The organism is Ulvibacterium sp. (assembly GCF_965248315.1).
In the GTDB taxonomy this organism is placed as follows: domain Bacteria; phylum Bacteroidota; class Bacteroidia; order Flavobacteriales; family Flavobacteriaceae; genus Ulvibacterium.
Window position 1 is genome coordinate 2347464 of sequence record NZ_CBDFIX010000002.1, and the last position, 17901, is coordinate 2365364.

Sequence of the window (17901 nt, forward strand, 5' to 3'; positions counted from 1 at the left end):
TTATATACGTTGTTGGCAACAGTTATTTATTCGGGAAAATGAAAGGCCATTATTTCAGCGTAAATAAATTTTTCTTTGTCTGTTGGAAAATGGAAGATGTATGAAAACGAACTTTCTCCATTACTACCATTTTCTCGAACAAAGTATTCGTGTTTAGGAATGATTTCTTTAATGGTTGCTAATACTTTTGAAAACTCCTTGTTTTTTACAAAAAATATAATTGCCACTTTACTGTCTCTCCAAGTTAAATACCTGTCGAACAATTGATTTATAGTTTCGTGCAGTACAGCTTCTCCTTTCCAATATTTACATTCAGCTACAAATAGATTTGTTCCGTCTTTATATCTGATTAAAATATCGGTTTTACCACCTTTGTTAAAAGTCTCACCTGTGACTGAAGTATTATCATAACGAGTCTCCAATGTTGGCAATACATAATCTCTTAACCCTTCTTCATCTTTACTTTTATATGTTGAAGGCTTTTTTTCTACAGATTTAAAAAATGTGTATATCACTTCAATAATATCTGCGTAAAAAGCATCATCCATCGCAGGTGTTTCGGTAAATTTTTTCGTTGATTTTTTGTCTACTATCGGTTCTGGAATTTTTTTCTTTTTTGCGATTGGAACCTTAAATATTTTATCTGTTTTTTTATCTATATCTATATTTATTTTTTCGAAGAAACTATTTTCAGATAGTACCTTTTCCTTTTTTCTTTTGTAAACCGTGTCAAAAGTGCTTGATACGTCAGCCTTGAACCTTTGCAGATCATTATTGATATTTGGCACATTAGCCATAATCCCATCTAATAGGTGTTTTTTATCGTATTCAAACTGCTTTTCGTTTTGGTCATACATTTCAAATTCAGCAGTCAAAATTCCACTATCCGAACTGGGAACATTCACCATTGGATGATGAATTCTTCGTGTTGAGGGTATGAGCATAAATAAGAAGTAATATCCTGTATACGGAACACTTAATTCGAATCTGTATGATTCACTTTCATATACTCTCCCGAACTGTTCTTTTTTGATTTTTCTTTTGCCCTTGAATTTAACTGTTGCTTGCTCTGGGAATAAAGTTAATGGCGTAAAATCATATTTATTTACAAAGTACTCTTTCCATTCATCCTCATCAACATTTAAGATATAATCATTGGATTTAGAATTAATTTCATCTGTCATTTCCTTTAGATAATGTCTAAATGAAGAAGATGCTTCTTGGGTTCCAAATATTGCAAATAGTGCCATTGGTTTTGACTGTACTTAAATTGTTGCCAACTTGTTTATATGAATGTTAAATAAAGCTTTATACGCCCATACAGGTATAAAACCGATAAGAAATACAATGTATAGATATACAATATGGTCCATCAAAAATCATATCTCCAAAGCCATAGCGTTTTTCCTAGTGAGTGTTTCTAACGTACCCCGTTCACCTGCATCGCCAAGGTATAGACCGAGTCCATGGCCGTAATAAAAAGAATATCCTGTTGGGGCCCGCCAAAGGTGACATTGGCCGTCCATTTTTCAGGTACTGGAATATGGTAGATCTGCTTCCCGGTTTTGTCAAAAACGGTCACCCCGTCTCCGGTGAGGTATACATTCCCCTGGTTATCTACCGTCATCCCGTCGGAGCCCAATTCGGCGAACAGTTTTTTATTGCTTAGACTGCCATCCGCGTTCATGGAATAGGAATAGGTTTTTTTATCCCCAATATCCGCCACATAGAGCGTTTTACCATCGGCCGTACCGATAATGCCATTGGGCTGTACATAGTCCTTGGCCACAATACGGACCTCCCCCATATCCGGAGTGAGGTAATAGACCCGTTTGGCGGCCTGCTCCGGTTCCTCATGCTCCCACCAGGGTCTTTTGTAAAACGGGTCGGTAAAATAGATGCCCCCGTTGGGGTCTACCCAAAGGTCATTAGGGCCGTTCAATTTTTTGTCATCAAAACCTTCCACCAAGACCGTGACATTTTTTTCGGTATCAATGCGCCACAGTTGGGTCTTCTCATCGGCACAGGACAGCAGATTGCCGTCATGGTCAAAATAGAGTCCGTTGGAGCGGCCTGAAGGCTGCAGATAGGTTTCCACGGAATTGCTGGCAGCATCCCATTTTAAGATACGGTCGTTGGGCTGGTCCGTAAAATAGACATCACCATTGGGGGCAAGGGCTGGTCCTTCGGTAAAGTCGTAATCTTCCGCAACTAAGGTCAATTCGGCTCCATCTGCGACTAGGTTGTTTTCTTGGGCCTTGCCATAGGTGATCAAAACAAGGAGAACGAGAATCGTGAGGTATTGCTTTTTCATTGGATTTGATTTTGATAGGGTAATGTACGAATAGAAATTTGATTAGTCCAAACCCCTCCGTCTTTTGGCGCGGTAATCGATTTATACTTTTTAGATAGGATATAAAGAGATCGCTTCGTCTCCCCGATCACCATCGGGGACGTCGCGAAAACGAATCTATTCACCAACCCATCCGGGTCCACGGACCACCCGTCCCGGAAAGGCTCCTGTATGCTCACCGTCCTGCAACACCTGGGTGCCGTTTACAAATACGTGCCGTACACCTGTGGCATATTGATGCGGCTTTTTAAAGGTGGCGTTATCCGTAATGATCTCGGGATCGAACAGCACCACATCGGCGTAAAAACCGGTTTGTAGCGCACCACGTTTTTTTATCTTTAAGTTGGTAGCGGGTAAGGTGGTCAACTTGTAGATGGCCTCTTCCAACGGAATTACCTTTTCCTCCCGAACATAATGCCCCAACAAGCGGGCAAAGGAACCGTAGGCCCTGGGATGCGTGCTTTGTTCCAAAAACACGCCCTCATTGGTATAGGAACCGGCATCCGAGCAAATGCTCATATAGGGCAGGGCCAGCTTCTTCTTGATATTGTCCTCGGACATGGAAAAATAGACCACTTGAATCCGGCTATCGTCCTCGTAAATCAAATCTACCAAGGTCTCGTTGGGCGATTTTTGTCGCTCTTCGGCCACTTCCGCCAAGGTCTTGCCGATAAGGTTCCGGAGGGCTTTGTTGCGAAACCCGACCAATAAAATCTTGTCCGGCGGTACATGAAAATCGATTTCCGCCATCATTTTTTTACGCTGGTCAGGCTGCGCAATCAATTTCATGGTAGCGTCATGGCCCCCTTCCTTGGCCCATTCCGGGAGTACCACGTTAAGTCCGGTGGAGCTGGCATTGTACATATACATATCCGTGGTAATGGGCAATCCCTCAGAACGGGCGTCCTCCACCAATTGTATAACACTGTCCAACAAATGCCAATTGGCATTGCCAGAGGCCTTAAAATGGTAGATTTCGGATGAAATTTCCGCTTCTCGGGAAATGGTGATCAACTCCCGTACGGCATCCAATAAATCCCCTTCCTCGCTACGGAGATGGGAAACGTACATACCATCGTGTTGGGCAACTTCTTTGGCCAATTCAATAATTTCCGGAGTCTGGGCATGACCGCTGGGTACATAGATCAAGGCGGTGGAGAGCCCTACGGCCCCCTCTTCCATAGCCTGATTGGCCAGATATTTCATGGTATCCATTTCGGATGCGGTGGGCACTCGATTTTCATAGCCCATTACATATTGGCGCAGGGTACCGTTGCCCACAAAGGAAGCGATGTTGGTAGATACCCCTTTTTTCTCCAAAAACTCCAGATATTCGCCTAGAGTGCTCCAGGGGATATCGTAGGTAATATCCTGTTGGCCCGCTTTCATTTCTTGCTTCATGGTATCGTTCAGGGGCCCCATGGAATGTCCTTCGCCCAATATCTCTAAGGTAACCCCTTGCCGGATATCCCCTTGCGAACGCCCATCTTCAATCAAGGAAATATTGGCCCAACTAAGCATATTAATGAAGCCTGGGGCAACGGCCAGTCCCGTAGCATCGATTTCCAAGTTGCCTTTTGCCCTTTTAAGTTGACCTATGGCGGCAATAGTATCGGCATTGATGGCAATATCACCCGTAAAGGACTTTTCACCGGAACCATCGTAAATCTGTCCGTTTTTGATAAGGACATCATAGGTTTTTGGCGATGTACAGGCCATGAATAGCAGGCTCATAAAAATAAAAAGGGGGAGGCAGTAGTGTTTCATGTTGTGTATTTCTGGATTGACGAGGGGTGTTTTACCCTCCCGATTTACGATTATAAATTGTTGAGATAGTCCATATTGTGCTGCATGCTCGCCATGGGGGTACTGGCGTATTCTTCCTGTTCTAGAAAAATATGTTGAACACCGGACGCTTTTTGGTGGGCCATCATTTTTGGGATATCCAATACGCCCTTGCCGAATTCCGTGCTTTCCTTTTTTCGCATATCCATATCCTTTAAATGCCAAAGCGGGAAACGACCCGGATATTTCTTGAAATAGTCCAAGGGATCTTTCCCGCCTACAACTACCCAGCCCAGATCCAGTTCCATATAAACCAAATCGGGTTCGGTTTGTTCCATGAGCACATCGTACAAGACCTGCCCTTTGTGCGATTCAAATTCATAGCCGTGATTGTGGTACCCGAATTTCAGTCCCATTTTCTGACAGGCCTCCCCAGCCTTATTAAAATCCTCGGCCACTTTTTTATAGTTGCTTACGGTCTGTCCCTTGGAGGGTAGGGAGGAGCAGATAAGATATTCCTGCCCGGCTTCCACGGCCTCCTCCATGGTCTTCTGAAAAGCGCCGTCCAAACGTACATGGCCGCTCACCAATTGCATTCCAAAATCTTCACAGATGGATTGCATTTCCTTGGGCGAAAGGCCATAATAGTGTCCTTTTTTGCTTCGGGCCGATTCGATTTCGGTAATCCCCAGGGAAGCGATTTTTTCCAAGGTGCCTTTGGCGTCCTTGGCCATTTCATCACGAAAGGAGTACAATTGTACCCCAATTTTTTGTTTTCCGGGCCATGCCCAGGAAAATGAGGGTAGGAGCAAGGTACCTACTGCCAATCCACCCGTTTGTCGTAAAAAAGTTCTTCGTGTTTGCATGCTTCGGTTTTAGGGATTCGTTAGATTGATTTCTGATGATGTGTCGCTTAAAAATAGCGTAAAATTCTCAGTCCATAAAAAGGTCGGGCAGGAAGAGGGATAGCTGCGGAAACAAGGTGACCAAAATCAGTACCAAGATACTTACGGTGAGGAAGGGGAGTCCAGCCATACTCACCTTGCCGATAGACACCTTGCCAATACTGGAAGACACGAATAGACAAATGCCCAAGGGAGGCGTGGTAAGCCCGATCATTAGGTTCAGTAGTGCAATCACCGCAAAGTGAATGGGGTCTACATCCACGGCCAAGGCCACTTTCAACAAAATGGGAAAGAGGACCAATAAGGCCGCAATGGTCTCCATAAAAGTACCGACCAAGATCAATAAGATATTGATCAATAAAAGCACCACATATTTGTTCTCCGAAAAGGCCAGTATTTCACTGGAAATCAATTGAGGCAATTGTTCGGTGATAAGAATCCACCCAAAAAGATTGGCGAACCCTACCAGCACCATAAGGGAAGCCGAGGTCTTCATGGAATCCAATACGATGACCAGGATATTCTTAAAATTCAATTTGCGGTACACAAACATCCCGACCATTAAGGCATACAAAACAGCAATTATTGATGCTTCCGTAGGGGTAAATACGCCCCCAATGATGCCGAATAGAATGATAAACGTCATCAAGAGCGACCAAAAAGTATCCAGGAACCCTTTGGCTATCTGTCCTATATTGCTTCTAGGATGTTTGGGATATTTCTTTTTTACCGCAATATAATAGGCTATGCCCATAAGCCCGAAACCCAGGAGGAATCCGGGAATGGCCCCGGCCAAGAATAACCGGCCAACTGACAGGCCACTCAGTGTGGCCGCAATGATCATGGGAACACTAGGCGGGATGATAGGCCCAACGGTAGATGATGCCGCTGTAATGGCACAGGAAAAACTGGCATCATAACCTTCCTTCTTCATGGCCGGTATCATTACGGCACCAATACTGGCGGTATCGGATACGGCTGTGCCCGAAATTCCAGCAAAGAGCATGGAGGCGCCAATATTGGCCAGGGCCAAACCTCCCCGGATATGGCCCATAAGATGGTTACAAAACGAAATGATCTTTGCGGTAAGGCCGCCATGGTTCATCAAATTACCTGCAAGGATAAATCCGGGAATACTCAACAGTACAAATACATCGATGCCGGAATACATTTTCATCGGGACCACGATTAGCGGAATGCCCTCAAGAAGTAAATAGAAAAGACAGGAAAGCCCCAAGGAAAAGGCGATAGGTACGCGAAACAACAAGCAAACGACAAAAACCAACAACAATACCCAGATCATATCAACTTTTTTGTTTTTTCAGGGTTTTTAGGAAATCCAAAAGCGCAAAAAAGCTTACGGAAAGCCCCATAAGGATCATACTGCCAAAGGCGATGGACATGGGAACTTCAAGACTAGGGGAACGTTCGGGAAGCCCTTGTATCACAAATTGGATACCGTATAGCATCAAAACCATAAACAATACTATGGTCAGTAGGGATATGAAGTGGGTGACCCATCGCTGTACCTTTTTACCCAACCGATTGAAGAACACATCAAAATGCACATAAAAACCATCTTTCATGGCCAGGCCTGAAGCAAAGGCCATGGCATAGATAAAAAAGAAACGCGCCGATTCCTCGGTCCAGGAGGGGGCACTTTCCATATAAAACCGGGCGTATATCTGTATAACAGTGGAGACAATAAGCCCTAAAGAACTGATCAAGGTTCCATATTTAAGGAAAGTGGCCACATATTTTCTCGTCTTCCTCATTTTCTTAACGCTACAATTTCTTGATGTACTTTCTGCATCTCTGGTGATAAACTTTCAAATAGGGCCTTGCGTGATTTCTTTTCGAAACTTTCCTTGTCAACTTCTACTAATTGCATCCCCTGGACCTTCAGCTCGTCCTGTACTTCCTTTTCGTTTTCCAAAAACAATTGACGCTCAAATTCCTGCATATCGCGGGCGGCTTCCAAGAAAACTTTCTTGAGATCCTCCGGAAAGGCCTGAAATTGTTTCTCTCCGATTACCGGATAGGTCCAACTAACCACATGGGCGGTAAGGTTAACATATTCTTGAACCTCGGCAAAACCGGCTGCTTTGATCATAGCGAAGGGATTTTCTTGGGCTTCTATAGTACCTTGCTGTAAGGAAGTGAACACCTCAGAAAAGGACATGGGTGTAGGTTTGGCACCCAAGGCCTGCCATGCCGTAACGAAAGAGGGCACATTAGGAACTCTAATAATAAGGCCTTTTAAATCATCTGGATGTTGAATCGGGCGGTTGGAAGTGAGGTGCCTAGGTCCGCGTTGAAAATAACCCAAGGCCCTAAAACCGGTTTTTTCCCGCATCTCCCGCTCCATCCGTTGCCCTATAGGCCCATGGATCAACTTATCCATATGCGCTTCATCCCGAAGCAGGAAGGGCATCTCGCAAAAGGCCATGATCTCGATCCAATTGTTCAAGGTGGACCCGGTTACTGTCATATCGATCACTCCGGCCTGGATCATCCGCAGGGCCTCGATTTCCTTGGCCAATTGTTCAGAATGGTAATTTTGAACTACTATCCGTCCATTGGACCGTTCTTCCAAAATCTCGGCAAAATATTCAAAAGCCTTATACCATGTGTGATCTTCATTGGTGAGGTGACTGGCCCTAAGCAGGAATTCAGGTTCCGGTTCCGATTTGCACTGTACCAAGAACAGGCAAATCAAGACGGTAGTTATACTTAAAAATAGTCTTTTGGTAAGGGCCATTTTGGTTTGGAATACTGACTTGCCTAGGTAATTTCGTTGTTTCTTGGCTTCCTAAAATACTCTAAAATTTCCACACTTAGAAAGTTGGGGTCTTTGTACTTTTGCCAAAATTGGTTTTTATGAATTCCAGAAAGGCACAATTACAAGCTTTTGATCGTTTACTGACCATTATGGACGAACTCCGTGCCCAATGCCCATGGGATAAAAAGCAGACCATGCAGACCCTTAGGCATTTGACCATAGAGGAGACCTACGAATTGGGAGATGCCATTTTGGAAAATGACTTTGAGGAGGTAAAGAAGGAGTTAGGCGATTTGCTCCTGCACATCGTTTTTTATGCTAAAATCGGTTCGGAGACCCGAGATTTTGATATCGCCGATGTCTGTAACGATATTTGCGAGAAGCTGATTAACAGGCATCCCCATATTTATGGCGATGTAAGTGTAGAGAATGAAGAGCAGGTAAAACAAAACTGGGAGGCTATAAAACTTAAAGAAGGTAAAAAGAGCGTTTTGGAAGGCGTTCCTAACAGTTTGCCCGCTTTGGTAAAGGCAAATCGGGTTCAAGACAAGGTCGCGGGACTAGGTTTTGATTGGGAAAAACCAGAGCAAGTTTTCCTTAAGGTACAGGAGGAGTTGGAAGAACTACAGGATGAAGTTTCAAAATCGAATCCAGATCGTATCGAATCCGAATTTGGCGATGTGCTTTTTTCGATGATCAACTATGCCCGATTTCTAAAGGTCAATCCTGAAAATGCTCTGGAGCGTACCAACAAAAAATTCATAAAGCGCTTTCAATATTTGGAACGCAAGGCGGATGAGAACGGAAAATCCCTAAAGGACATGACCTTGGCCGAGATGGATGTATTTTGGGAAGAGGCCAAAAAAATCTAGTATCTTGCTTTCCTATCATAAGGAACTGCAAACACAATCTAAAACCAAAAAGAAAATGTCCAAACCCATCAACTATTTCCTGGCCATAGCATCCTGTATTTGCTTTTTGAGCTGTGAACCAAAAAAAGAGGCACCGGAACCCGAGCAACCGAATATCCTATTTATACTTTCCGATGATCATACGTCACAGGCATGGGGAATTTATGGTGGTAATTTGGCAGATTATGTACAGAACGAAAACATAAAGCGCATGGCCCGGAACGGGGCCGTACTCAATAATGCCTTTTGCACCAATTCCATTTGCACACCCAGTAGGGGCAGTATCCTTACCGGTCAATACAGCCATATCAATCAGGTTTACACACTTAATGAACCACTACCAAAAGGCCATCCCAATATCGCTAAAACCCTTGGAAAAGCAGGGTATCAAACTGCAGTGATAGGCAAATGGCATTTGGTGGAACAACCGGAGGGTTTTGATTATTTTAACGTACTTCCAGGTCAGGGGTCGTATTGGGACCCGGTACTAAAGAAAAAAGAAGGATGGAAAGATGGACATGACAGTTCCGGCGGGACCACTTATACCGGCTTCTCTACGGACGTGATTGCCGACTTGACCATAGAGCATTTGGAAAAGCGGGACAGTCTAAAACCATTTCTGATGTTCTGTAATTTCAAGGCCACCCATGAGCCTTTTGATTACCCTGAGCGGTTTGCCTCCCTCTATAATGATGTTGAAATTCCAGAACCGGAATCGCTCTTGGATTTTGGCAAAGAAACTACGGGGAGAACCTTTGGAGGTCAAATTCTGGAGCGCTTGGGCGCTCGATGGGAAGCAGCCACAAAAGACCCAGAAAAATTTTGGACTTCCTATCCCGGATTGCCCTATCCCTTGGACGGATTGGACAGTATTCAAAAAAGAAAAAAAATATACCAAAAACTGGTCAAGGACTTTATGCGTTGCGGTGCCGCCATTGATGATAACATTGGAAAATTACTCGATTATTTGGAGGAAGCGGGCATCGCCGACAATACCATAGTTATCTATACCGCCGATCAGGGCTATTTTTTAGGGGAACACGGATTCTTTGATAAAAGATTGATCTATGAGGAATCCCTTAGAATGCCTTTTGTAATACAATACCCAAAAAAGATACAGGGAGGCCAGCGCATTGATGACATTATCCTGAATATTGATTTTGCCGCCCTACTGGCCGATTATGCAGGTGTAGCCCAACCGAATTATATACAAGGAAGGAGTTTTAGGGGAATACTGGAAGGAAATGCTCCCGAGGATTGGCGAAAACAGATGTACTACAGATACTGGCTGCACCACCCGCATAGACCTGCCCACTTTGGTATTCGGGACGATCGCTACAAGCTGGCCTTTTTCTATGGGCAGGATTTAGGAATGAAAGGGACTTCCGATCAAATAACCGAACCGCAATGGGAATTTTACGATCTGGAAGAAGATCCCAAAGAGCTTTACAATGCCATTAACGAAGAGAAGTATGCAGACATTATTGGAAAAATGAAGGAAGCCCTTTTGGAGGAACGCAAAAAGTATCGAGACCTGGACGAGGATTACCCTATTATGCAGGAGCTATTGGCAAAGGCCTATAAATAGGGTAATCCGTCCATAGGTACCCATAGCTGTTAAAAAACTTTTTCACTGTTGTGCCCTACGGTGAAATCAACTTTCTATCTTTGTCGGTTCTAATCGCATAATCCGTTGTTCCAACAATACACCAAAGAATTCCGCTATAATTTTAAACTGGCCTACCCGGTTATTCTGGGTATGTTGGGCCATACGTTTGTAGCTTTTGCGGATAATGTTATGGTGGGGCAACTGGGAACCGCCGAGCTGGCCGCAGTCTCCTTAGGCAACAGTTTTATTTTTATCGCCATGTCCCTGGGTATTGGTTTTTCTACTGCGATTACCCCTTTGGTGGCGGAGGCGGACGGTGCCAAAAATAAGGACGATGGCAAAAGTGCCTTAAAACACGGGTTAGTGCTGTGCACGCTGTTGGGCCTATCGCTTTTTGGTATCATTTTATTGTGCAAGCCTTTAATGTACTCTATGGATCAACCTCCAGAGGTGGTGGAATTGGCGATACCCTATTTAAATCTGGTGGCATTTTCATTGGTTCCTTTGATTATGTTCCAAGCCTTTAAACAGTTTTCCGAGGGCCTATCACAGACCAAGTATCCTATGTATGCCACTATTCTTGCCAATGTGGTAAATATTGTATTGAATTATTTGTTGATTTTCGGCTCCTTCGGATTTCCGAAAATGGGTATTGTAGGTGCGGCCATTGGTACTTTGGCCTCCCGCTTTATTATGGTCGCCTTTATCTGGTACCTATTAAAAAGCAAAAAGAAATTTCACGATTATGTTACCGGATTCAATTTTAGAAAGATCGAAAACAAGGTGATGCGGAAAATTATCAATTTGGGATTTCCATCCGCCTTGCAGATGTTCTTTGAGGTGGCGATTTTTACCGCCGCCATTTGGTTGAGTGGGGTATTGGGAAAGAATGCACAGGCCGCCAACCAAATTGCCTTGAATCTGAGTAGCATGACGTTCATGTTCGGGATGGGCCTTGGAGTTGCCGCGATGATCCGTGTCGGGAATCAAAAGGGGCTAAAGAATTTTACCGAATTACGGAGATTGGCCCAATCCATTTTCTTGCTTACCCTTTTGTTGGAAATCGTATTTGCGGTATTGTTTTTACTGGGCAGACATTGGTTCCCTACCTTGTATTTGGATGTGGACGATGTTATGAATATGGCGGACAATACCGAGGTAATTGCGCTGGCCGCCCAATTGCTTTTGGTCGCGGCATTTTTTCAGATTTCCGATGGAATACAAGTAGTTGTACTTGGTGCTTTACGCGGATTACAGGACGTTAAAATTCCAACTTTTATTACTTTTATCGCCTATTGGTTAATCGGTTTCCCCATCTGTTATTACTTGGGATTGCATACCGATTTAAAAAGCACGGGCATATGGATCGGGTTATTGACCGGGCTTACCGCATCGGCCATTATGTTGTATATTCGATTTAATTATTTGACCAAAAAACTGATAGGTTAATCCGGTTTCTTGATTATCCTAAGAATCACTTAAAGGTTTTTTTAAATAGTAACAAAAAACGAATGGAACTACCAAAATTTCTTTTAGGGGACAATACGGACCATCCCTCCGCCATATTCATCATACATACGGAGTATCCAAGATTTATAATCAATTTGGAAAATGATGAAGTAGAGTGGTTGGAGGACTTTACCAAAGAAGATGAAAAGGAATTGGAATCCGAAGCGGAAAATCTGATACGTGAAGCGACCGATTTTTATGATCGCGAAGTATCCCGATATGAAGAATAGCAACTATGTTGGAACAATTGGTAGCCTATGATAAGGAACTATTCCTCTTCCTAAATAATTTGGGAAACGATACTTGGGATGGATTTTGGATGTTCGTTACCAATAAACTAAGTTGGATTCCACTTTACGTGGCCCTACTTTTCTTTTCCTATAGGCAATTGGGAACTAAAAAAACAGCGTTACTCCTTCTTAGCGTAGCTGTTCTTATTCTGGTTACGGATCAATTGGCCAATTTTTTTAAATATGGGGTACAACGCTTGCGTCCTTGTCACGATATGGAGGTAAATGATATGATGCGTTTGGTAAAGGATTACTGCGGAGGAAAATTTGGCTATTTTTCTGCGCATGCCGCAAACCATATGGCAGTAGCTTTTTTCTTTACCTATTTGATAGGTAAAAAGTATTGGTATATAGGGGTTTTCCTCATTTTTTGGGCGTTTTTGGTGGCTTATAGTCGTATCTATATTGGGGTGCATTTTCCATTGGATGTGCTTACAGGCTTAGGAATTGGCCTGATTCTTAGCTGGTTGTTTGCAAAGTTGTATATATTTGCACTCAACAGATTTCCTCTATGATATCCAATCTTAGGTATTGGTTTTTACTGTCCTTGATAATTCTGGTTTATATCGCCGGAATGTTCGTTACGCTTTTCGAAAATGACTCTGCCCAATTTGCCGTTATGGCCATGCGGATGGTACAGGAGAACGACTTTTTGTCCCTTTTTAAGGGCCCGGAGGAATACCTGGACAAACCCCATATGCATTTTTGGTTGGCGGCAATGTCCTACAAGGTTTTTGGATTGTATGACTGGGCCTATCGAATTCCCGCTATTTTGGCGACTTTTTTGGGAGCGTATAGCTGTTATGGCCTTGGAAGATTGCTCTACAATACCCATGTGGGTAAATTGGCCGCTTTGGTTTTTATGACCTCCCAGACCATTGTACTGTCGGTTATAGATGTCCGTACCGATGCAGTACTTACCGGGTTTACCATTTTTGCCATTTGGCAATTGGCCACTTATATAGAAAAGAACTCCCTTGGGCATATGATCTTGGGGGCTTTTGGAGCAGGAATCGCCTTTTCCACAAAAGGACAGATTGCACTTTTGGTCATTGGGTTACCGTTATTGTGCCACTTGGCCTATACCCGAAAATGGAAGGCTTTGTTACATTGGAAGGTTTTAGTGGGGCTACTGTTTTTTGGAATTGCGATTGCTCCCATGTTGTATGCGTACTATCATCAATTTGATTTACATCCGGAGAAGATAATCCGGGGCAAGGACAACCGTAGTGGCATCTTTTTTATTTTCTGGGAGCAGAGCTTTGAACGGCTAAGCGGTGAGGGTGTTGGGAAGAATAGTAGTGATTACTTCTTCTTCTTTCATACTTTCCTATGGGTATTCCTGCCCTGGACCGTTCTGGGGCTTACTGCCTATTGGTGCCGGGTAAAGACCTTTTTTAAACTTAGGTTCAAGTATAACCCCAAGTACGAGTTTTTGACCTTGGGAGGAATTTCCGTCGTTTTTTTGATTATCAGTTTTGCACAGTTTAAACTGCCCCACTATTTGAATATCATTATCCCTCTTTTTTCGGTTTTGACTGCCTCGTACCTCTATAGCCTATATCTATATACAAGAAGAAAGCCATTGAGGATTTTGCTTGGGATACAATATTTTTTGATCAGTGTGGTGTTTATAGCCTCTACTCTCATTCGTTATTTCGTGTTCAAGGTGGAGAATCCTTTTGATCATATTTGGACCATAGTATTGGGAGGTCTTATCATATATTATGTTCTCAAAAGAGAGGAGTATTATTATCGGTTGATTACCATTTCCATATTTAGTGCCATTCTTTTGAACCTGACGCTGAACATTCATTTTTACCCATCATTATTGGACTATCAGGCAGGGTCTTCCATGGCCAAAAGAGTGGAGGAAAACAAGGTTCCCAAGGAAAAGATTTATAAGCTTTCTTCCAATCATACTTGGGCCCTGGATTTTTATAACCAGGAGCCCGTAAAATTAACTTCATACAATGAGTTACGGAAAAAGAAAGATTTCTGGTTGTACGTGAATGATGCGGAAATTCAGGAATTACACAAACTGGGCTTCGACTGGGACCGGCAATTTACCGAGAAACAATTCAGGATTACCAGGTTACAGGCAAAGTTCCTCAACCCGAATACCCGTAAAAAGGTATTGAATAAAATGCACTTGATCCATGTGTATTAAATAACTTGGCTGGGCCAAAGGCATTTGAATGCGGATACATCATTTAGTCCCCAAGTGTCTCCAAATTGGGTCGCTTAAAATGATATACTATTCCAAAAAAGGATACCAGGGCGGTTATCAAAAAGAACACCATACTAATGCTTATGGAAATGTTTTCGTCCAAGGATAACCATGTGGCCCCATAAAAAAAGGTCACTTCCCTACTACCGATTCCTCCTACGGTCAAAGGGAGGACAGCAACTATGGAGGAAATCAGAAAAATGAATAGATAGGGCACTATTCCTGCTGTAAGATATAGGGCCTTGAAGATAAAATAAACACTTATCAATTGGGCCAACTGTACCAAGGCGGAAAGACCGAAAGACTTCCAAAAAACGGGCAATACGTAGTTAAAAAAACGCTTGTTAACCCACCAGAACACGGAAATACTTCCGAGGACTGCCGGGAGAAACAACCATTTGATATCGGTAAAAGCCTGGGTATTTAACAACAAGGCCAAAATACAGGCATATACAAATAGTAGTAAAAGTCCACTAAGTCGGTCCAATACCAAAACCGAGACGACTCGTTTTGTACCAACATCAAAATTCTTTTTAATCAGATACCCTTTGTAGGCATCCCCCCCAATTCCCCCAGGGAGAAAAAGGTTATAAAACATACCTAAGAGATACAGTTCCAGATTACTTTTTTGAGATAGGGGAACACGGATCTGGTGAAAATATAGGTTCAACCGAAAGGCCGCCAATACTTTGGAAAGTATAAAAAGCGCAAGGGCTGGAAGGAGATAGGAAAGCTTTGCCCTTTTCAGGATGTCTAAAACTTTCTGTAGGTCAATTTTGGTGATGACAAAATAAATAAGCGCGATGCTGATTACCAGTTTCAGTACCGTTAAAAGCTTTTTACGATGTTTGGCCACCTACGGATACTTTTTTGATTCGGTACGGTCTTTTTTGCTGGGACTCGTAATAGGTACGTATCAAAAGTTCCATAACGATGCCAATGGTAAACAGCTGAATACCGGCCAAAATAAACATCATCCCGAACATTAGTAGCGGCCGTGTGCCAATGTCCTCTCCTAGGCCAAGCTTTACGATCAATAAATAGATATTGATGAAAATCCCCAAGATGATCATTAGAACACCGAATATTCCGAAAAGATGAATGGGACGCTGAAAGTACTTTCGTATGAACAATAGTAACATCATATCCGCCACTACCTTAAAAACCCGCTCCAGTCCATATTTGGACACTCCGGCATGTCTGGCATGATGCTTAACAGGTACCTGTTTGATCTGCGCTCCCTCCAAATGGGCCAAGAGGGTAATAAACCGATGCATTTCCCCATAAAGGTTTAGCTCTTTTGCGATATCCCTGGTAAACACTTTCAAGGCACACCCATTATCCTTGATGTCCAGTTTAGTGACCCGACGGACCAAAAAATTAGCGATTTTGGACGGAATTTTTTTTACGAGGGAATCCTTTCTTTTTTGCCGTATACCAGTTACCACATCAAAGTCTTCATTTACCGCAAAATGTAACATTTGTGGAATATCGCTGGGATCATTTTGCAGATCACCGTCCATGGTAATAATATATTCTCCTTCGGCATAATCCAAGCCAGCCGCCAAGGCCAGGCTCTGACCATAGTTTTTTTTAAGCTCCACCAAATGCACCCTGTCATCATTAAGGCCTTTGATCACCTTTCGGGTATTATCCTTTGAAAAGTCGTCCACGTAAATGATTTGGTAAGTATACCCGACCAAACTCTCGTGAATTTTTTGGGTAAGGAGGGCCACATTGTCCTCTTCGTTATAAAGGGGTACGACTACGGAAAGGAGTAGAGGCGTTATAGGCTGCATGTATTCGGTTTGTTGTCGGGGGCAAAGTTATGTTTTTATTCGGAATCGAGATTATTCCTTACCAAAAGGCAACTTGTACCTTCATGACACCTCTATTTCGCTTCCTGTCTGTAGGCCTGTATCAGTTTTTCTGCGGCCGCAAAAGGAGAAACTTTGCTTTGGGTGACTTCTTGGATAATTTTTGGCAATAGCGAAGCCACTTTTGGGTTGGAATAAAAGTCGGATTTTATTTGACTGTCAATATGTTGTAATAGCCAATTTTTGTTCTGTCCCTGTCTATTCAACAAAAAATGATCGGATTGTTTGGCCCGCTCCATGTATCTATCGATTACCTCCCAAATTTCCTGAATTCCGGTATTCTCGCTGGCGGAACAGGTCAGCACTTTGGGAACCCAGCCATTTTCCTTGGGAGGGTAAAGGTGCAGCGCCCTGGAAAATTCGGTCTTGGCCAGTTGTGCGGGTTTGATGTTATCCCCATCGGCCTTATTGATTACTATGGCATCGGCCATTTCCATAATACCCCTTTTCATACCCTGTAGTTCATCACCGGCTCCGGCCAATTTTAATAAAAGGAAAAAGTCTACCATACCATGGACAGCGGTTTCACTTTGGCCTACACCCACGGTTTCTATGAGTATAACATCGTATCCCGCTGCTTCGCAAAGAATTATGGTTTCCCGGGTCTTACGGGCCACCCCGCCCAAAGAATCCCCTGAGGGAGAAGGCCGTATAAACGCATTGGGGTCCTTTACCAATTCTTCCATTCGGGTCTTGTCGCCTAGTATACTTCCCTTGCTCAAACTGCTGGTAGGATCCACTGCAAGAACGGCCACTTTCTTCCCCTTGGAAGTCAACGTTTTTCCAAAGGTCTCTATAAAGGTGCTTTTTCCCACACCGGGTACACCGGTGATTCCTATTCGGACCGTATCGGGTTTTTTTCCCAGGCAATGCTCCAGAATCTCGGTAGCTTTCTTAAGGTGTTCGCCGTTGGAGCTTTCTACAAGGGTTATGGCCCGGGCCAATGCGGTCTTATTCGAATTAAAAATACCTTCTACAAGTTCCGCTACGGAGGGTGGGCTTTTTCTTTTCCCCTTTACTTTGGAGATACTTTCCTGACCTGTATTTTTTGGAATGCTCAACTTTATGGATTAATGGGCACCTTTACTTTGGTATCATCCCAAAAAAGGCTAAGGTACAATTGTTTCCCGTCCTCAAAGCCTATAGTAAAGCTTTCCTGGGGCGATGGGAGTTTCTCAACAGGAACCTGTACTTGTATGACATCTTGGGACGGATCACGGGAAGTTTCCGAACCTCCGCTCAAAAAAGTCACGCCCCATTCCGGGACTTCCTTGTTGAACATGATGGTCCAGTATTCCCTTTGAGGTCTGGTCCATATGGAATACGTGCCAGCGGGCAGGTTTTTATCAATGATTTTTACATCTGTTTTGGTACTAAAAGTGGTAGGCTCATTGGCCCCGGTACGCCAGACAGCATCATAGGGGACAAGCTCCCCAAAAATGACCCGCCCTTTCTTAAAGGGACTGCTATAAGTTACGGAGAGGTCAAAATCATCTTTAATATGGGTCACTGTTTTTTCAGGGCTCTTTTTTTTGGTTTGCTTGAGCATATAAGGCTTGCCCACGAAAAAGAACAAAGCCACCAACACTATGAGCACTATTAAAAGCCATTTTAAAAACTTCATGATTACCGGTCTTGATTTCTATAAAA

At 43.3% G+C, this 17901-nt stretch carries 17 protein-coding genes; 6 read left to right on the forward strand and 11 right to left on the reverse strand.

The genetic code is table 11. The annotated features are described in order from the left end of the window. Positions 1–26: 26 nt before the first annotated feature. The 7 genes from ACP2AF_RS11785 to ACP2AF_RS11815 form a co-directional block, all read right to left on the reverse strand. Positions 27–1250: a hypothetical protein gene (locus ACP2AF_RS11785; RefSeq protein ID WP_425236355.1), complete on the reverse strand. Its 1224-nt coding sequence runs from the start codon at positions 1248–1250 to the stop codon at positions 27–29. A 170-nt stretch (positions 1251–1420) separates the two neighbouring features. Further along, positions 1421–2314, reverse strand: a complete 894-nt coding sequence (locus ACP2AF_RS11790; RefSeq protein WP_425236356.1) for an SMP-30/gluconolactonase/LRE family protein — start codon at positions 2312–2314, stop codon at positions 1421–1423. A gap of 156 nt (positions 2315–2470) precedes the next feature. Then, on the reverse strand, positions 2471–4120 hold the full coding sequence (locus tag ACP2AF_RS11795) for an N-acyl-D-amino-acid deacylase family protein (protein ID WP_425236357.1): 1650 nt from the start codon (positions 4118–4120) through the stop codon (positions 2471–2473). A gap of 50 nt (positions 4121–4170) precedes the next feature. Beyond that, positions 4171–5004 (reverse strand): sugar phosphate isomerase/epimerase family protein, encoded by an 834-nt coding sequence (locus ACP2AF_RS11800; RefSeq protein ID WP_425236358.1) that lies wholly within the window; start codon positions 5002–5004, stop codon positions 4171–4173. Positions 5005–5071: 67 nt separating this feature from the next. Further along, positions 5072–6346: a TRAP transporter large permease gene (locus tag ACP2AF_RS11805; RefSeq protein ID WP_425236359.1), complete on the reverse strand. Its 1275-nt coding sequence runs from the start codon at positions 6344–6346 to the stop codon at positions 5072–5074. A 1-nt stretch (position 6347) separates the two neighbouring features. After that, positions 6348–6818, reverse strand: a complete 471-nt coding sequence (locus ACP2AF_RS11810; protein WP_425236360.1) for a TRAP transporter small permease — start codon at positions 6816–6818, stop codon at positions 6348–6350. Next, a complete protein-coding gene (locus tag ACP2AF_RS11815) occupies positions 6815–7804 on the reverse strand; it encodes a TRAP transporter substrate-binding protein (protein ID WP_425236361.1) in 990 nt (329 codons plus the stop codon). The genes ACP2AF_RS11810 and ACP2AF_RS11815 overlap by 4 nt, the downstream gene beginning before the upstream one ends. 119 nt (positions 7805–7923) lie before the next feature. On the opposite strand from ACP2AF_RS11815, the gene mazG reads away from it, so the two are divergent. The 6 genes from mazG (at position 7924) to ACP2AF_RS11845 (ending at position 14314) form a co-directional block, all read left to right on the forward strand. Next, entirely contained in the window at positions 7924–8697 is a 774-nt protein-coding gene (gene mazG, locus ACP2AF_RS11820) for a nucleoside triphosphate pyrophosphohydrolase (protein ID WP_425236362.1), read from the forward strand. A gap of 55 nt (positions 8698–8752) precedes the next feature. After that, positions 8753–10324 (forward strand): sulfatase family protein, encoded by a 1572-nt coding sequence (locus tag ACP2AF_RS11825; RefSeq protein ID WP_425236363.1) that lies wholly within the window; start codon positions 8753–8755, stop codon positions 10322–10324. 105 nt (positions 10325–10429) lie between these two features. Next, on the forward strand, positions 10430–11794 hold the full coding sequence (locus tag ACP2AF_RS11830) for an MATE family efflux transporter (protein ID WP_425236364.1): 1365 nt from the start codon (positions 10430–10432) through the stop codon (positions 11792–11794). A 62-nt stretch (positions 11795–11856) separates the two neighbouring features. After that, on the forward strand, positions 11857–12084 hold the full coding sequence (locus ACP2AF_RS11835) for a hypothetical protein (RefSeq protein WP_425236365.1): 228 nt from the start codon (positions 11857–11859) through the stop codon (positions 12082–12084). 5 nt (positions 12085–12089) lie between these two features. Next, positions 12090–12659, forward strand: coding sequence for a phosphatase PAP2 family protein (locus tag ACP2AF_RS11840; protein ID WP_425236366.1), 570 nt, complete (start codon positions 12090–12092; stop codon positions 12657–12659). Continuing rightward, on the forward strand, positions 12656–14314 hold the full coding sequence (locus ACP2AF_RS11845; protein ID WP_425236367.1) for an ArnT family glycosyltransferase: 1659 nt from the start codon (positions 12656–12658) through the stop codon (positions 14312–14314). Before ACP2AF_RS11840 ends, ACP2AF_RS11845 begins: the two co-directional genes overlap by 4 nt. Before the next feature lie 43 nt (positions 14315–14357). Here ACP2AF_RS11845 and ACP2AF_RS11850 read toward each other — a convergent pair whose 3' ends face one another. The 4 genes from ACP2AF_RS11850 to ACP2AF_RS11865 all read right to left on the reverse strand — a co-directional run bounded on the left by ACP2AF_RS11850 (position 14358) and on the right by ACP2AF_RS11865 (position 17875). Continuing rightward, a complete protein-coding gene (locus ACP2AF_RS11850; RefSeq protein WP_425236368.1) occupies positions 14358–15230 on the reverse strand; it encodes a lysylphosphatidylglycerol synthase transmembrane domain-containing protein in 873 nt (290 codons plus the stop codon). After that, complete coding sequence (locus tag ACP2AF_RS11855; protein WP_425236369.1) at positions 15214–16173, reverse strand: glycosyltransferase family 2 protein; 960 nt, start codon at positions 16171–16173, stop codon at positions 15214–15216. The genes ACP2AF_RS11850 and ACP2AF_RS11855 overlap by 17 nt, the downstream gene beginning before the upstream one ends. Positions 16174–16265: 92 nt before the next feature. Beyond that, the gene (gene meaB, locus ACP2AF_RS11860) at positions 16266–17312 is read right to left on the reverse strand and encodes a methylmalonyl Co-A mutase-associated GTPase MeaB (protein ID WP_425236370.1); all 1047 of its coding nucleotides are present in this window, start codon (positions 17310–17312) and stop codon (positions 16266–16268) included. Positions 17313–17314: 2 nt separating this feature from the next. Beyond that, entirely contained in the window at positions 17315–17875 is a 561-nt protein-coding gene (locus tag ACP2AF_RS11865; RefSeq protein ID WP_425236371.1) for a DUF2911 domain-containing protein, read from the reverse strand. Between the last annotated feature and the right edge of the window lie 26 nt (positions 17876–17901).

Coding starts and splice junctions, on each gene's coding strand:
- ACP2AF_RS11785 (WP_425236355.1), bottom strand. CDS start 1,250: ATGGCACTATTTGCAATATTTGGAACCCAAGAAGCATCTTCTTCATTT.
- ACP2AF_RS11790 (WP_425236356.1), bottom strand. CDS start 2,314: ATGAAAAAGCAATACCTCACGATTCTCGTTCTCCTTGTTTTGATCACC.
- ACP2AF_RS11795 (WP_425236357.1), bottom strand. CDS start 4,120: ATGAAACACTACTGCCTCCCCCTTTTTATTTTTATGAGCCTGCTATTC.
- ACP2AF_RS11800 (WP_425236358.1), bottom strand. CDS start 5,004: ATGCAAACACGAAGAACTTTTTTACGACAAACGGGTGGATTGGCAGTA.
- ACP2AF_RS11805 (WP_425236359.1), bottom strand. CDS start 6,346: ATGATCTGGGTATTGTTGTTGGTTTTTGTCGTTTGCTTGTTGTTTCGC.
- ACP2AF_RS11810 (WP_425236360.1), bottom strand. CDS start 6,818: ATGAGGAAGACGAGAAAATATGTGGCCACTTTCCTTAAATATGGAACC.
- ACP2AF_RS11815 (WP_425236361.1), bottom strand. CDS start 7,804: ATGGCCCTTACCAAAAGACTATTTTTAAGTATAACTACCGTCTTGATT.
- mazG (WP_425236362.1), top strand. CDS start 7,924: ATGAATTCCAGAAAGGCACAATTACAAGCTTTTGATCGTTTACTGACC.
- ACP2AF_RS11825 (WP_425236363.1), top strand. CDS start 8,753: ATGTCCAAACCCATCAACTATTTCCTGGCCATAGCATCCTGTATTTGC.
- ACP2AF_RS11835 (WP_425236365.1), top strand. CDS start 11,857: ATGGAACTACCAAAATTTCTTTTAGGGGACAATACGGACCATCCCTCC.
- ACP2AF_RS11840 (WP_425236366.1), top strand. CDS start 12,090: ATGTTGGAACAATTGGTAGCCTATGATAAGGAACTATTCCTCTTCCTA.
- ACP2AF_RS11845 (WP_425236367.1), top strand. CDS start 12,656: ATGATATCCAATCTTAGGTATTGGTTTTTACTGTCCTTGATAATTCTG.
- ACP2AF_RS11855 (WP_425236369.1), bottom strand. CDS start 16,173: ATGCAGCCTATAACGCCTCTACTCCTTTCCGTAGTCGTACCCCTTTAT.
- ACP2AF_RS11865 (WP_425236371.1), bottom strand. CDS start 17,875: ATGAAGTTTTTAAAATGGCTTTTAATAGTGCTCATAGTGTTGGTGGCT.